This window comes from Rickettsia helvetica (genome assembly GCF_963970025.1).
Lineage (GTDB): Bacteria > Pseudomonadota > Alphaproteobacteria > Rickettsiales > Rickettsiaceae > Rickettsia > Rickettsia helvetica.
Map to the genome: position 1 here is coordinate 685836 of NZ_OZ018776.1, position 13079 is coordinate 698914.

Sequence of the window (13079 nt, forward strand, 5' to 3'; positions counted from 1 at the left end):
ATGTTACTTCTTCTCTACATCTTGAAAATCAGCATCTACTATTTTTTCATCATTAGCGGCACTTTCTTCAGAAGGCTGATTCTCGTTTTGTGTTTTATACATTGCTTCGCCGATTTTCATGCTAGCTGCAGTTAAGCTTTCGGTCTTTTCTTTAATCAAAGCAGCATCTTCCGACTCAAGAACGGCTTTTAAAGCGGCCAGTGCTTCTTCAACAGTTCCTTTATCTTCTGATGATAATTTATCACCACACTCTGTAAGAGTCTTTTCAGTAGAATAAACTAAACTATCGGCAGCATTTTTCGCTTCAATAAGCTCTTTACGCTTTTTGTCTTCATCAGCATTCTGCTCGGCGTCTTTAACCATTTGTTCGATTTCGGCATCGCTAAGACCGCCGGAAGCTTGAATAGTTACTTTCTGTTCCTTACCGCTTGCTTTATCTTTAGCCGAAACATGCACTATTCCATTAACGTCAATATCAAATGTTACCTCTATTTGTGGAACTCCTCTCGGTGAAGGAGGTATGCCTTCAAGATTAAACTGACCGAGTAATTTATTATCCTTGGCCATTTCACGTTCACCTTGGAACACTCTAATAGTTACGGCATGCTGATTATCATCGGCAGTGGAAAATACTTGGCTTTTCTTAGTAGGGATAGTAGTATTACGATCGATTAATCTTGTAAATACGCCGCCAAGAGTTTCAATACCAAGAGATAGAGGCGTAACGTCTAATAATAATATATCCGTTACTTCTTTATTAAGTACTCCGCCTTGGATAGCAGCACCAAGAGCTACAACCTCATCAGGGTTTACGCCTTTATGCGGCTCACGTCCGAAGAATTTTTTTACGGCTTCTTGTACTTTCGGCATTCTAGTCATACCGCCGACTAACACTATTTCTTGAATATCTGAAGCTTTTAAGCCTGCATCTTTTAATGCTTTTCGGCAAGGCTCAATGGTTTTTTCAATTAAATCGTCTACTAATTTTTCGAGTTCCGCTCTAGTAAATTTGATATTTAAATGTTTTGGACCGCTACTATCAGCCGTAATATAAGGTAAATTAATATCGGTAGTTACTGCAGAAGATAGCTCTTTCTTAGCTTTTTCCGCCGCTTCTTTCAAACGCTGAAGTGCTAAAGGATCGTTACGTAGATCTATACCGCTTTCTTTTTTGAATACATCTATTAAATGGTTTAATATTCTTGTATCGAAATCTTCACCGCCAAGGAATGTATCACCGTTCGTTGATTTTACCTCAAAAACACCGTCACCGATTTCAAGAATTGAAATATCGAACGTTCCGCCGCCAAGATCATATACTGCAATAGTTTTACTTGCCGATTTATCAAAACCGTAAGCAAGAGCTGCAGCAGTCGGCTCGTTAATTATTCTAAGGACCTCAAGACCTGCTATTTTACCGGCATCTTTCGTTGCTTGACGCTGTGCATCATTAAAATAAGCAGGTACGGTTATTACTGCTTGTGTTACTTTCTCCCCTAAATAATTCTCGGCAGTTTCTTTCATTTTTTGTAAAATGAAAGCACTAATTTGACTTGGTGAATATTTATTGTTATCCGCTTTGACCCATGCATCCCCGTTATCGGCTTTAACTATATTATACGGCACGATATCCTGATCTTTTGCAACCATAGGATCGGTAAAATTTCTACCGATTAATCGCTTTACCGCATATATAGTATTGCGAGGGTTAGTTACTGCTTGTCTTTTAGCAGATTGTCCGACTAATTTTTCGCCGTTTGCAAAAGCTATTATTGACGGCGTAGTTCTCTCACCTTCTGAATTTTCTATTACTTTTGGCTCTTTCCCTTCCATTACTGCAACACAAGAGTTGGTAGTTCCAAGGTCGATACCTATTACTTTTCCCATAAGAATCCTCGTTTTCTTTTTTTTATTTTATTATGACTTTTTATTTGATATAATGCGGCTTAAGTGATTTTACAAGAGGTGAAAATGAAAAAACTACCGATGTTGCTAAAACTTTTATTTATTATTAATTTAATTTTCCTAAATAATATAGTTTTAGCATCTAGTGAAACAAGCACTGTTATATTTGAAAAAGCGAAGAAAGCAATTGTAACGATCGATACTAGAATTGCCGTATCGGCGTACGATGATACAAGTAGTTGGACTGGAACGGGATTTATTAACGATAAGAACAACGGTTATATAATTACTAATACTCATGTTGTCGGCGGTGCGTCTATCGGAACTTATTTTGTTACTTTTTATAATGGTGAGCAGGCAGAAGCAAAGCTTATCTATTACGATATTTGGCAAGATTATGCCGTTCTAAAAGTAGAAAGTAAAGACATACCGGTATCGACAACACAAATAGCTTTCTCAAACGAGCTTCCAAAATTAAATCAAAAAGTTTTTGTAGTCGGTAACACGGAAGCAAAAGGCTTTTCTTTCCATACCGGTTATTTGTCCGATCTTTATAATATTGAAGGTTTAATGCCGCAATGTACTTATGTTATTAACCTAAATAGTACCGGCGGTGCTAGCGGTTCACCGGTATTAAATGATAAGATTGAGGCTATAGGAGTATTATATGGTGGTGGTAAAACTCATTCTCTAGCACTGCACGGTGATTATGTAGCTCGCACTTTAGACAGTTTAAAGAATAATAAACAACCAAGCAGAAAACATATAGGAATAATAAGCGAGTTATATTCTTTAAATAAAGCAGTTAGACATCATAATTTCCCTAAAGAAGAAATGGATAAATATATAAAGAATTTTTCTGATAATAGAAATAGAGTGATAAGCGTTAAGGCAGTTCTAGCCGGATCGCCTGCTGAAAAATCTTTAAAAGCCGGTGATATTGTTTGGGCGGTGAATGATAAGGAACTCGGCGGCAATCTAGCATTATTTGATAAAGAAATGGATAATTTTAAAGGAATAGCTATTAAACTTACTATATTTCGTGATGGAAAAAAGCTAGAACAAGCAGTAGATTTATATGATGTGAACAATAATAAAATCGCTAAAATGGTAAATTTCGGCGGTGCAGTATTTTTTGAAGCCGATGATTATTTTAGTAATAAATCAGGAATTCCGCTTAAAGCTTTAAGTATAGCCTCCGTTCAATCCGGTAGTAGCTTTAGCTCTATACCGACATTCTTTACCAAAGATTATAAAAATGTTTATAGATTACAAATTTTTGAGATGAAAGATTTAGGATTAAGTAATCTTGACGATTTAGTGAAATTCTTACCTGCTATTACTAAAGAGAAATTTATAACGGTTAGATTTAGAAATTATCAACCTTATTATGCTAATTTCGGTTATAATGAACTTATCTCGTCACATGATGATATGATTGCCGATGTAACTCTAGATTCTATAGATACTAAGCCTTATATATTAAAGTATAATACTATTTCTCACGATTGGGATATGGAAAATATAAAACTTCAGTAACTAATCCATTGTGATAAATTAACAATTCTTAATCAATTAAGTAAGGTATAATTCAACTTGATTTGTTGCGTTATTATTCTTAAATTTATAATCTTAATTTTAGGAGAATTGCAAATTAGCTCATGTCGTTCGCCAACTATATATTCCTGCATGGATACTGAAGGTTGTCATTGCGAGCGGGCATTATTGCGTGGATCCAGGCTAAAAAATCTTAATCTAAAAGATTTTTTGAAAAGCTCGATTTATCTCGCTTTACCTTGGATCCCCGCCTATGCGGGAATGACATCGAGCCTTAAACTGACGTCTAGGCACCTCTACGAGAATGATATCAGAGTCATACAAGCCCATGATATTGTAAAGGTTTTAGTGGCAACTAATAAATTTAGGAGAATTAATGAGAAAGCAAAAAATGTCTACTTTACCTACATCAGATTTAGATAAATATAAAACTCCAGGTCCAAATTCGCTCGATTCAGATATAGCAATGAAATCCGCATCAGTCAAGAGTGATATAGAAGAGTTAGAACAATTATTTAAAGATACAATAAAAGACGGTATAGCAATTTTTAATAGTGCATTAAAGGTATCTATTGAAAATAATCCCAATGCTTTATTACACGAAGCAGCTGAGCATGGTAAAAAAGAGTTAGTAGTAGAGACCTTAAAAGTAAATCGAGACTCTATAGATTCTACAACTCTTCAGGGTGTATCGGTATTACATTCAGCAATTGCAGGGGTTAGTAATAAAGAAATTATTGAAATTCTATTACAGGCAGAGCCTACTTTAGTAACAAAAAAAGATGCTTCAGGTCTTACTCCATCACGTTATAATACTAGTAAAGAAATACTAGAAATATTACAAGATTATGAATGAAATGTTATAGATCAAATTCTTATAAAAACGCCAAAATATGTTCCTATAACCCCTTCAAAATGTTCTCCTATAGAAGTACGACCTAATTGGGAAAAAGATTTTGAAGAATATCTGGAATGTAAAACAGTAGTTGGGCAAACTAATCCTAAAATAAATAATGATGAGTTTTAAAAAGCTTAAACTAAAACTATTAACTTAAAACGGCTCTCTTCCTTGTAAATTTAACATAGAATATTAGATTTGCAAGGAGGATGTAGAGAGTTCTTTAATAAAAAACGGTAAGTATGTAAAACTGACTGATAAAGTATTTTAAGCTTAAAAAATTATAATTCAGTAGTAGGAATATACTTGATACTTCCATCTTCTCCTATCAATGGGTAATACTCTGTTTGAGGGTTATAATCATCATAACTAATTGATGTTTGTAATGATAGTTTTTGTGCTAATATTGCCAATTTTTCTTCATATAACTCAAAAGATTTTTCTAAATCCTCTTTTGTAATCTTTACAGTTTTAGCTTCATCTGTATTTACCTTGAGTGTTTCAATATTTTCTGTTGAGTTATATTTTGTTAAAATTACTTTTTCTTTTTTTAGGAAGCAAAAATATATTTTTATTTTTACCAATGCTGTTTTTATTTCTACCAATGCTGTTTTTATTTCTATTGGAACACTTAAAATTAACATCTAATACCTTAAAATTATTTTGAAGCGGTAATAGTACAAGCCTCACTTATTAATGTCAACATTTAACATATAAATATTAATAAATGCTAATTATTATAATTTTCTTTCACAAAATCGAAATAAACTGTTATTAATATAAAAAACTAATCTTAATCTATATATGCGTTCTTTATTTGTAATAATTATATTCTTTCTAATGAGCAGTTGTAATTTAAAACCGGTACATAGTGAAAAATACAGTAGAAATAATGATTTAGAAGTTATTGAAGTTGAACCGATTAGAACAATTGAAAGAGCTGAGTTTTATCATCATTTAACTAGTATTTTACCTCAGAAAGCAAAAGCAAAATACCTGCTTAAAGCAGAGCTTATCGCAACAACTATGCCTGCTACTATTGAAAAAAACTCCAATGTTTTAAGGGAATATATTAATCAATTAGTTAGATATAAATTAATTGATATAGAAAGTCAAAAGGTTTTAATTGAAGAGAAGTTTTACCAAAACACGTCATATAATGCTATTTTTACACCATATGCAACAAATGTTGAAAGAGATGAAACAGGAATAGATTTGGCATATCAAGCAGCAGAAGAAATTCGTAGCAGATTAATTTTATATTTTACACGGAAATAGTTAAGCTATGAAATTTTATTTTTCACAAATAGGTAGATTATTTGAGCTAATAACAGTCGGAAAGATTAGAGCTCTTTTACTATATGGTCCTGATAAAGGTTATATAGGAAAAATTTGTAAGCATTTAGTAAAAAGCTTAAATATGCTACAAACTTCTATAGAATACGCAGATCTTAATATTTCATCTTTAGAAATATTACTTAATTCGTCTAATTTTTTTGGTCAAAAAGAATTAATTAAAATTAGATCGGTCGGGAATTCAATCGATAAGAATTTAAAAACAATTCTAAGCAGTGATTATATAAATTTTCCTGTATTTATAGGTGAAGCAATTACTTCAAGCGGGAGCGTTAGAAAGTTTTTTGAAACAGAAGAATATTTAGCGGCAGTTGCTTGTTATCATGACGATGAAGCAAAAATTGAACGAATTATTTTAGGTAAAGTAGAAAAAACTAATAAAATTATAAGTAAAGAAGCTATCACTTATTTAAAAGCTCATTTAAAAGGTGATCATGATTTAATTTGTAGCGAAATAAATAAATTGATATATTTTGTTCACGACGTACGCGAAATTACTTTAAACGACGTTCTAGAAGTTATAAGTAGCGAAATTACGGCAAACGGCAGTGATTTAGCAATGTATTTTTCAAAAAAAGATTATAGTAATTTTCTGCAAGAGCTTGATATATTAAAAAAACAAAATATCAATGAAGTTTTAATTATTAGAGCATTAATAAGGCATTATTTAAATTTATATATAGTTTTGTCGAAAGTAAAAAACGGTGAGCGTTTGGAACTCGCAATAAAATCATTATCACCACCGATTTTCTATCAGTATATTAATGATTTTACGAAGATAGCAAACGGCCTTAGCCTAACTGAATGTTTAGAGACTTTAAAATTATTACAGCAAGCGGAAGTGGATTATAAATTAAATCCTGCCGGTTTTGATTTATTCCAAAGTATACTCGTTTAATTTGAAAAATTGGCGTCATTGTTTCATATTTTTTGATCCGCACACTAGTATGTACGCTGCGGTCAAAAAATATGAAACGCCTTGCTCTTTTCCAAATTAAACTTCGTCTACCTAATTTTAAACTTCTTTCAAAAGGAGTATATTTATGCCTAGACCTGATTTTTCTGACCCTGACAAACAAATTCACGAGATAATTAGAGTTAATCATGCCGGAGAGTATGGTGCAAAAAGAATTTATCAAGGGCAGCTAAAATATATTAAATCTCAAAATGATCATATATTGATTAAAGAAATGCTTGATCACGAAGAGATCCATTTAAATTATTTTGAAAAAAAATTACTGGAAAAAGAAGTAAGACCCACGGTTTTATTATTTTTTTGGCATCATTACGGATTTTTACTTGGTATTTTATCTTCCTTGATGGGAATAAAAACGGCGATGCTTGTTACCGAGAGTGTAGAAGAAGTAATAGAAAAACATTATGAACAGCAAATAAATTATTTAGAAAATAAAAATGTTGAGTTGGAATTATTAAATAATATTATTAAATTTCGACTTGATGAAATTGAACATAAAAATATTGCTATAATGAATGATAGTACAGAGGCAATATTTGCAGAAATAACTAGTAAAATAGTGAAGATAATTTGTCATATCTCTATAATTTTAAGTAAGAAAATTTAGAGTTAACAACTTAATTAGTTGAAAAATCTAGAAATATTTTACTTCTAAGATATTAAGAAGATAATAAAAAAACATTAATAATATTATTAGAAACGGTGATGAAAGGAAAAATTTTTTTAATTTTTTCTTTATTTTTTGCATTTGTATTTTTTAGAATTAATAAATCTTTATTTTTATCAAACATAGCTAATACTACTCACAATTCCTTTATTTAATTTATGCCTAAACCTAATCTAGAAATTAATAAATAAAGGTGCCAGGGGTTAAGCTCCGTTGCTGTAAGACGACAACCTCCATTAATACTTCATGATTTTACTCACTTATAATAATAGACCCCTGGGGCATAACTTAATATTAAGTTTTGACAGATTGGTCTTGCAACAATGGAGCTTAAACATTATTAGCGGTCTTTATATTAGTTGAATAATATAAAGAATCAAGAGATTTTAGTTGTCATTAATAATAAATAATGTAATTCTGAGTTACGAGGCATATTTTCTATATAATCTGCTTCTAGAATTTGCTTTTACATCAATAATAATTTATATTTATTTATATACTCGATGAACTTGAAAAATTGGCTATGTCGTCTTTGTAAGACCTCTGATGCTCACGGATTATACGCTCCGCTCCTCGGCTTACAGACTCCTTGCTCTTTTCCAAGTTGATCTTTGTATATCTACTCGAAGTATAATTAGAAAATGATAAAATAAAATATGAGTCTAAATTCACATCCTATTACTAAATCGCACTTATTCCATATAGTAGCCCCAAGCCCTTGGCCCGTCCTAACATCTTTTGCTTTACTTCTTTTGGTTATAGGCGGTGTCTCGTTCATGCATGGCTACAAATTTAATGTATATATTTTATCTGCAGGAGTTATTTCAGTAGGTTACTGTTTATATTCTTGGTGGAGGGATGTAGTGAAAGAAGGAATAGTCGAACATCAGCATACTAGCCCTGTTAGAAAAGGTTTACAAATAGGTATGGCGTTATTTATCTTAACGGAAATAGTATTTTTTGGTGTATTTTTTGCTTCTTTTTTTAAATCAAGTCTATCACCCGTAGGTCTTTTAGACGGTGTATGGGTTGTAAAACAGGGAATTTGGCCTCCACCTACAATTAAAACTTTTGATCCATTTGATATTCCTTTTATCAATACTTTAATACTACTCTTATCAGGCACTACCGTTACTTGGGCTCACTACGCCTTAGAAGAAAAAAATCAAAAAGATTGTGTAACTGCACTTGCTCTTACCATATTGCTTGGAATATTTTTTACAACTATGCAGGCATATGAATATTATCATGCGGCATTTAAATTTACAGATGGTATATATGCTTCTAATTTTTATTTAGCTACGGGTTTTCATGGAGCTCATGTAATTATAGGTACTATATTTCTAATAGTTTGCTACTTTAGAGCAAAAAGAGGAGATTTTACTACAGAAGGTAATGGACATTTAGGGTTTGAATTTGCTGCATGGTACTGGCATTTTGTGGACGTGGTTTGGTTATTTTTATTTACGTTTGTTTATATATTTGGAAGTTAAATTATACTATATGTGATTATAATGTTACTTAAAATAAGTGTTTTTAAAATATTTTTGCATATTAATTAAAATTGCATATATTTAGGAGTTGATTTATATATAAATAAATTATACATTACTTATTTAAATGCTAATATTTTATTGAGGTAAAAACATATGAACTTTCCTATTCGTAAATTAAACGAAGAATTAATCGATTATAATCTATCATTACGCATATTATTTACTATTCTAAGCGTGGCTATTATTATGGTAGCTTTTGATAGCTTAGGTAGTAATGTCGGTGATCCTGTAGGTGATGCATTATGTAAGTTAATTAAAGTATTCAGAGGCAATACTGCAAAAGGTATAGCTGTTGTCGGTATAATTGTTCTGGGAATTCAAACATTAAGAGGAAAATTGCAGTGGGAGGTAGCTTTAGTAGTAGTTACTGCAATCATTATATTATTTAAAGCTCCAGATATTGTTAATATGGTATCAAGTGATACTAATAGCTCAAGTTGTGGTGTTTCCTAATACACGATAATAAAAATTATTATATCTTGTAATACCCATAAGTTTCGGCTTATGGGTATTTTTAAGTGACGTTGTTGCATAGCCCCTATGTCATTCCCGCGTGGCATCGTTGCGTGGATTGAAAAGCACGTTCCGTGTTATACTGTGGCTTGACTCTCTACTGTATGAACGTTCAGGCTATCATTCCTGCGAAGGCAGGAATCCAGGACAACCTTAATATAGGTTACATATTTAATAAAAACAAACATATAAAAACTTGTTTTTATATGTTTTACTGGGTTCCTGCCTTCGCAGGAATGACAGCAATTGCCTTTATACTCAGGTCAACGGCAACGTTCGTACAATACAGGGCTTGACCACGGTATCCATAAATATAAAAATACTAAAATTATTAGTATTTTTATGTGTTAAGAGCCGCGTAGGAACGTTGATTACTTAAATAAAAGCCCTAATCTATTACCTATAACAATATCAATATATTTTGCCGTAACAGGGATCCCTTCAATATTCATTTCTAGATGTATTGCTTGTTTTGCAGGGATTTTTGTTTGTAGTTTTGTAATTGATACATATTCATCTAAAGCTTGATTATTAGTATCCATTACTCTAACTTTGATTATAGGATCGGAAATTAAATAATCAGACTCATTAGATAATTTATAAAATATCTTCATACCACCTATATGACGAGATTTTCCTAAATTAATTTCCTCTATCTTTAATTGATCATATTTACCTAAGAATTTAAAGCTATCTATTAGTAATATCACTAAACAAAAAACTATAAAGCTAGTCCATAATATTGGAAATATATTATATTTTTTCTTAGGAGGAATATACGGTAAAATAACCGGCACATTAGCATTGTAATGATTTTTAATAGGAGTTTTAATAGTTTCCGTGTTTACTTTATCTTTAAAGTCATTTAATTTACTAGTATTATAGTCTAATTTTTGATACCACAAATGGTTACATTTGGAACATTTTACTCGTCGTCCGTTAATACCCATTTGATTGCTTGTAACAATAAATCTTGTTTGGCAATTTGGGCAAGTAATATACATAGTTAATTATAATTATTATGTTTGACTTTCATGATAATCTCATTTATTATTTTTGGCAATAAAACAGTTAAAAGATATGTCCTCTCTTATTAAAGAAATTGAAGAAGCTTGGCAAATTAAGGACAAACTTCTTCAAGATGCTTCAAAGCTTATAACATTAAAGAACACTCTTAATGATATTATAGAAAGTTTAAATCAAGGTACAATTCGTGTTTGTGAAAAGAAAGAAAATAGTTGGCAAGTTAATGAATGGGTAAAGAAAGCTATATTGCTATATTTTATCACTACGGAATCGCAGCTTTATAATAACAATTATAATAGTTGGTATGATAAAGTTGCTCCTAAATTTTCTGCAGATATCGAGAAAAATACATTCAAAAAAGCAGCTATACGCAAAGTTCCCGGAGCTGTTGTTAGAACCGGTACTTATATAGCTAAAAATGTCGTAATTATGCCTTCTTTCATTAATATAGGTGCTTATATAGATGAGGGAACAATGATTGATACATGGGCTACTATCGGCTCATGTGCCCAAATCGGCAAGAATTGCCATATTTCAGGTGGCACGGGAATAGGTGGGGTGCTTGAGCCGTTGCAAGCAAAGCCTGTTATCATTGAAGATAATTGTTTTATCGGTGCAAGATCGGAAATAGCAGAAGGTGTAATAGTAGAGGAGGGAGCAGTAATTAGTATGGGGGTGTTTATCGGTAGCTCTACAAAAATAGTATACAGAGATACAGGTGAAATTATTTACGGCAGAATTCCAGCTTATTCTGTTATAGTACCTGGGGTATTACCTGCTAAGGAAGCGGGTAAGCCTGGACTTTATTGTGTGGTCATCATAAAACAAGTCGATAAAACTACGAGAGCTAAAGTAAGCATAAATGATCTATTAAGAATGTAGATCAATAATATCGCCGATTATATCCTTAAAATACTCCTTTCTTTGTTGTGCTAAAATATCTGTTTGTTGAATTGCGTTATTATTTGAGTTTCCTAAGAAAGTATTGTATGCCATAAGCATTGCATTTTGTTGTTTTTGAGGATCACGTACAACACCAGCTGCTTTAAAATATGATTCTGCAGCATCTGCTTCCTGTTGTTTTTGAAAGCGAAGTTCGTTTCCTTGGTCCATATATAAATCATATTTTATAGGCTTTTCAGCCTTATAAATAAGGCTGTCATAACATTTTAATATAGAGTCTAATTTATTATTCTTTCTATAAAATATGATAGCTGAGTCTTCACGTCCTAAGTTAAATAGCATATCACCGATTTTATTGTACATTTCTTTAAGTTCTTCATTACATGTTAGAGCTGCATTATAATTAGCTAAAGCTCCGTTATAATCTTCTTCTTCGCTCAATATATCGCCTATTTTAGAGTAGCAGCCTAAGCTATAGTTTTGGTTACTTTTACTTATTTAACCACTTTATGGCTTCTTTATAATATTGCACCAGTTGATCGTTTTTAGGTTCTATATTTTTTATAGAAGATAGATAGTTATTTTGTACGAATAAATCACATATTTCAATTAGGGAACTATAGCAATCATTGGATTGAGACCATGTTGTAGATAACATTTCTTCAAATAATGATAATTCTTTAATTTGTAGCTCTAACACATACCGGTAAGCTTGAATAACTGGCTTATTATCCGTGAATTTCTCAATAGAGTCTAAAATTTGAAATATTGCCACTATGAGGTTATTATCTTGTTTGTTTGATATGATAGCTTGAAATTCCGATAATGGTGCTAATCCTTCAAAACAAGAAGGAGTTTTTTCTATAGCCGGATATTGTATTGGAGAACTTGGTAAATATGGTTTAACATAACCCTTATAGTTATTATCTAAAAATTTTGAGTAGTTAAGAGGTGTATATACACTAAAGCCTTCAAAAATTGATTGGATAGTATTAATTATACATTCTACATTTATCTGTATTTGTGTATGTAAATTTTCTATAAGACTGTCTTGTGCCTCTAGAAATGAACTTAGCTTCTTTATCTCTAGATTTTGCACTCCTGCTCTCTCTTCTAGATCTTTTAGCTTTAGGGTCAGCTTTATTTCCTCATTTTGAGAAGTAGGCTTATGGAAAAATTTTATATCTGAAAATTCTAATATATCCTTGTTAATAGCAATGCTATTTTGTAACATCGGTATAATGTTTTCATGATTATTTTTATTATGTTGTGTTATTATACATATAACATTTCCTTTTAATTTTTTGTGTTCTTCTGTAGGAAAAATATTTTTAAAGTCTTCTATAATCCTGTTAAAGATACTAGGGGATTTTACAGTCTCTTCTTTTGCTACTATGATAAATTTTAATTTATCGGTCATTTGAACTAGCTTTTTAATAAAAAATACATTGATTAACTCTTGAACTGTATCGGGTACCTCATTAGAGCATTCCCAAAATACTTTTTCTGCAATTTCAAATTTTTTTGGGTAATATACAGCCGGTTCATATTTATGCTTAATTTCCGGTGTGTCAAAATCAAATAATTTATCAAATGTAAATTCTTCACCGTTTTCGATAATCTTAAGGTTGTTTTCAAGAGCATTTAAAAATGTGCTTTTTCCGCTATAAGGCAATCCTATTATTACTGTAGTTTCTGATGTTTTTCCTGCTTGTATTAGTG

At 31.4% G+C, this 13079-nt stretch carries 14 protein-coding genes and 1 pseudogene; 8 read left to right on the forward strand and 7 right to left on the reverse strand.

The window, feature by feature from the left end; translation table 11 throughout:
- Positions 1 to 3 precede the first annotated feature (3 nt).
- On the reverse strand, positions 4 to 1887 hold the full coding sequence (gene dnaK / locus AB1146_RS04125) for a molecular chaperone DnaK (RefSeq protein ID WP_010423699.1): 1884 nt from the start codon (positions 1885 to 1887) through the stop codon (positions 4 to 6).
- Between the two features lie 63 nt (positions 1888 to 1950).
- On the opposite strand from dnaK, the gene AB1146_RS04130 reads away from it, so the two are divergent.
- A complete protein-coding gene (locus AB1146_RS04130; protein ID WP_029374841.1) occupies positions 1951 to 3444 on the forward strand; it encodes a S1C family serine protease in 1494 nt (497 codons plus the stop codon).
- A gap of 394 nt (positions 3445 to 3838) precedes the next feature.
- Positions 3839 to 4318, forward strand: coding sequence for an ankyrin repeat domain-containing protein (locus tag AB1146_RS04135; RefSeq protein WP_010423696.1), 480 nt, complete (start codon positions 3839 to 3841; stop codon positions 4316 to 4318).
- Between the two features lie 323 nt (positions 4319 to 4641).
- On the opposite strand, the gene AB1146_RS04140 is transcribed toward AB1146_RS04135, so the two are convergent.
- Positions 4642 to 5004: a hypothetical protein gene (locus tag AB1146_RS04140; protein WP_010423694.1), complete on the reverse strand. Its 363-nt coding sequence runs from the start codon at positions 5002 to 5004 to the stop codon at positions 4642 to 4644.
- 160 nt (positions 5005 to 5164) lie between these two features.
- On the opposite strand from AB1146_RS04140, the gene AB1146_RS04145 reads away from it, so the two are divergent.
- The 3 genes from AB1146_RS04145 to AB1146_RS04155 all read left to right on the forward strand — a co-directional run bounded on the left by AB1146_RS04145 (position 5165) and on the right by AB1146_RS04155 (position 7299).
- Positions 5165 to 5638, forward strand: coding sequence for a hypothetical protein (locus tag AB1146_RS04145; RefSeq protein WP_010423693.1), 474 nt, complete (start codon positions 5165 to 5167; stop codon positions 5636 to 5638).
- Positions 5639 to 5645: 7 nt separating this feature from the next.
- Positions 5646 to 6614 (forward strand): DNA polymerase III subunit delta, encoded by a 969-nt coding sequence (gene holA / locus AB1146_RS04150; protein WP_010423691.1) that lies wholly within the window; start codon positions 5646 to 5648, stop codon positions 6612 to 6614.
- 145 nt (positions 6615 to 6759) lie between these two features.
- Positions 6760 to 7299, forward strand: coding sequence for a demethoxyubiquinone hydroxylase family protein (locus AB1146_RS04155; protein ID WP_010423689.1), 540 nt, complete (start codon positions 6760 to 6762; stop codon positions 7297 to 7299).
- A 52-nt stretch (positions 7300 to 7351) separates the two neighbouring features.
- On the opposite strand, the gene AB1146_RS04160 is transcribed toward AB1146_RS04155, so the two are convergent.
- Positions 7352 to 7483 carry a hypothetical protein gene (locus AB1146_RS04160; RefSeq protein ID WP_355403558.1) on the reverse strand — a complete coding sequence of 44 codons (132 nt, stop codon included), beginning with the start codon at positions 7481 to 7483 and terminating at the stop codon, positions 7352 to 7354.
- 532 nt (positions 7484 to 8015) lie between these two features.
- Here AB1146_RS04160 and AB1146_RS04170 point away from each other — a divergent pair.
- Both AB1146_RS04170 and AB1146_RS04175 read left to right on the forward strand, forming a co-directional pair.
- The gene (locus AB1146_RS04170; protein WP_010423683.1) at positions 8016 to 8852 is read left to right on the forward strand and encodes a cytochrome c oxidase subunit 3; all 837 of its coding nucleotides are present in this window, start codon (positions 8016 to 8018) and stop codon (positions 8850 to 8852) included.
- A gap of 156 nt (positions 8853 to 9008) precedes the next feature.
- The gene (locus AB1146_RS04175; RefSeq protein ID WP_010423681.1) at positions 9009 to 9368 is read left to right on the forward strand and encodes a TrbC/VirB2 family protein; all 360 of its coding nucleotides are present in this window, start codon (positions 9009 to 9011) and stop codon (positions 9366 to 9368) included.
- Positions 9369 to 9799: 431 nt separating this feature from the next.
- Here the strand turns inward: AB1146_RS04175 and AB1146_RS04180 are convergent, their stop codons facing one another.
- Positions 9800 to 10432 carry an MJ0042-type zinc finger domain-containing protein gene (locus AB1146_RS04180; protein ID WP_010423678.1) on the reverse strand — a complete coding sequence of 211 codons (633 nt, stop codon included), beginning with the start codon at positions 10430 to 10432 and terminating at the stop codon, positions 9800 to 9802.
- A 76-nt stretch (positions 10433 to 10508) separates the two neighbouring features.
- On the opposite strand from AB1146_RS04180, the gene dapD reads away from it, so the two are divergent.
- A complete protein-coding gene (gene dapD, locus AB1146_RS04185; RefSeq protein ID WP_010423677.1) occupies positions 10509 to 11336 on the forward strand; it encodes a 2,3,4,5-tetrahydropyridine-2,6-dicarboxylate N-succinyltransferase in 828 nt (275 codons plus the stop codon).
- On the opposite strand, the gene AB1146_RS04190 is transcribed toward dapD, so the two are convergent.
- From AB1146_RS04190 to AB1146_RS04200, 3 genes and pseudogenes are all read right to left on the reverse strand, one after another.
- The gene (locus AB1146_RS04190; RefSeq protein ID WP_010423676.1) at positions 11325 to 11798 is read right to left on the reverse strand and encodes a hypothetical protein; all 474 of its coding nucleotides are present in this window, start codon (positions 11796 to 11798) and stop codon (positions 11325 to 11327) included. The two genes, dapD and AB1146_RS04190, sit on opposite strands and share 12 nt — an antisense overlap.
- Before the next feature lie 49 nt (positions 11799 to 11847).
- A complete protein-coding gene (locus AB1146_RS04195) occupies positions 11848 to 12456 on the reverse strand; it encodes a hypothetical protein (RefSeq protein ID WP_332252560.1) in 609 nt (202 codons plus the stop codon).
- Between the two features lie 95 nt (positions 12457 to 12551).
- Positions 12552 to 12777, reverse strand: a pseudogene (locus AB1146_RS04200) (hypothetical protein).
- Between the last annotated feature and the right edge of the window lie 302 nt (positions 12778 to 13079).

Bases quoted from the DNA above. Each gene is read 5' to 3' on its own strand.
- dnaK (WP_010423699.1), bottom strand. From the start codon at position 1,887: ATGGGAAAAGTAATAGGTATCGACCTTGGAACTACCAACTCTTGTGTT.
- AB1146_RS04135 (WP_010423696.1), top strand. From the start codon at position 3,839: ATGAGAAAGCAAAAAATGTCTACTTTACCTACATCAGATTTAGATAAA.
- AB1146_RS04140 (WP_010423694.1), bottom strand. From the start codon at position 5,004: ATGTTAATTTTAAGTGTTCCAATAGAAATAAAAACAGCATTGGTAGAA.
- AB1146_RS04145 (WP_010423693.1), top strand. From the start codon at position 5,165: ATGCGTTCTTTATTTGTAATAATTATATTCTTTCTAATGAGCAGTTGT.
- holA (WP_010423691.1), top strand. From the start codon at position 5,646: ATGAAATTTTATTTTTCACAAATAGGTAGATTATTTGAGCTAATAACA.
- AB1146_RS04155 (WP_010423689.1), top strand. From the start codon at position 6,760: ATGCCTAGACCTGATTTTTCTGACCCTGACAAACAAATTCACGAGATA.
- AB1146_RS04160 (WP_355403558.1), bottom strand. From the start codon at position 7,483: ATGTTTGATAAAAATAAAGATTTATTAATTCTAAAAAATACAAATGCA.
- AB1146_RS04170 (WP_010423683.1), top strand. From the start codon at position 8,016: ATGAGTCTAAATTCACATCCTATTACTAAATCGCACTTATTCCATATA.
- AB1146_RS04175 (WP_010423681.1), top strand. From the start codon at position 9,009: ATGAACTTTCCTATTCGTAAATTAAACGAAGAATTAATCGATTATAAT.
- AB1146_RS04180 (WP_010423678.1), bottom strand. From the start codon at position 10,432: ATGTATATTACTTGCCCAAATTGCCAAACAAGATTTATTGTTACAAGC.
- dapD (WP_010423677.1), top strand. From the start codon at position 10,509: ATGTCCTCTCTTATTAAAGAAATTGAAGAAGCTTGGCAAATTAAGGAC.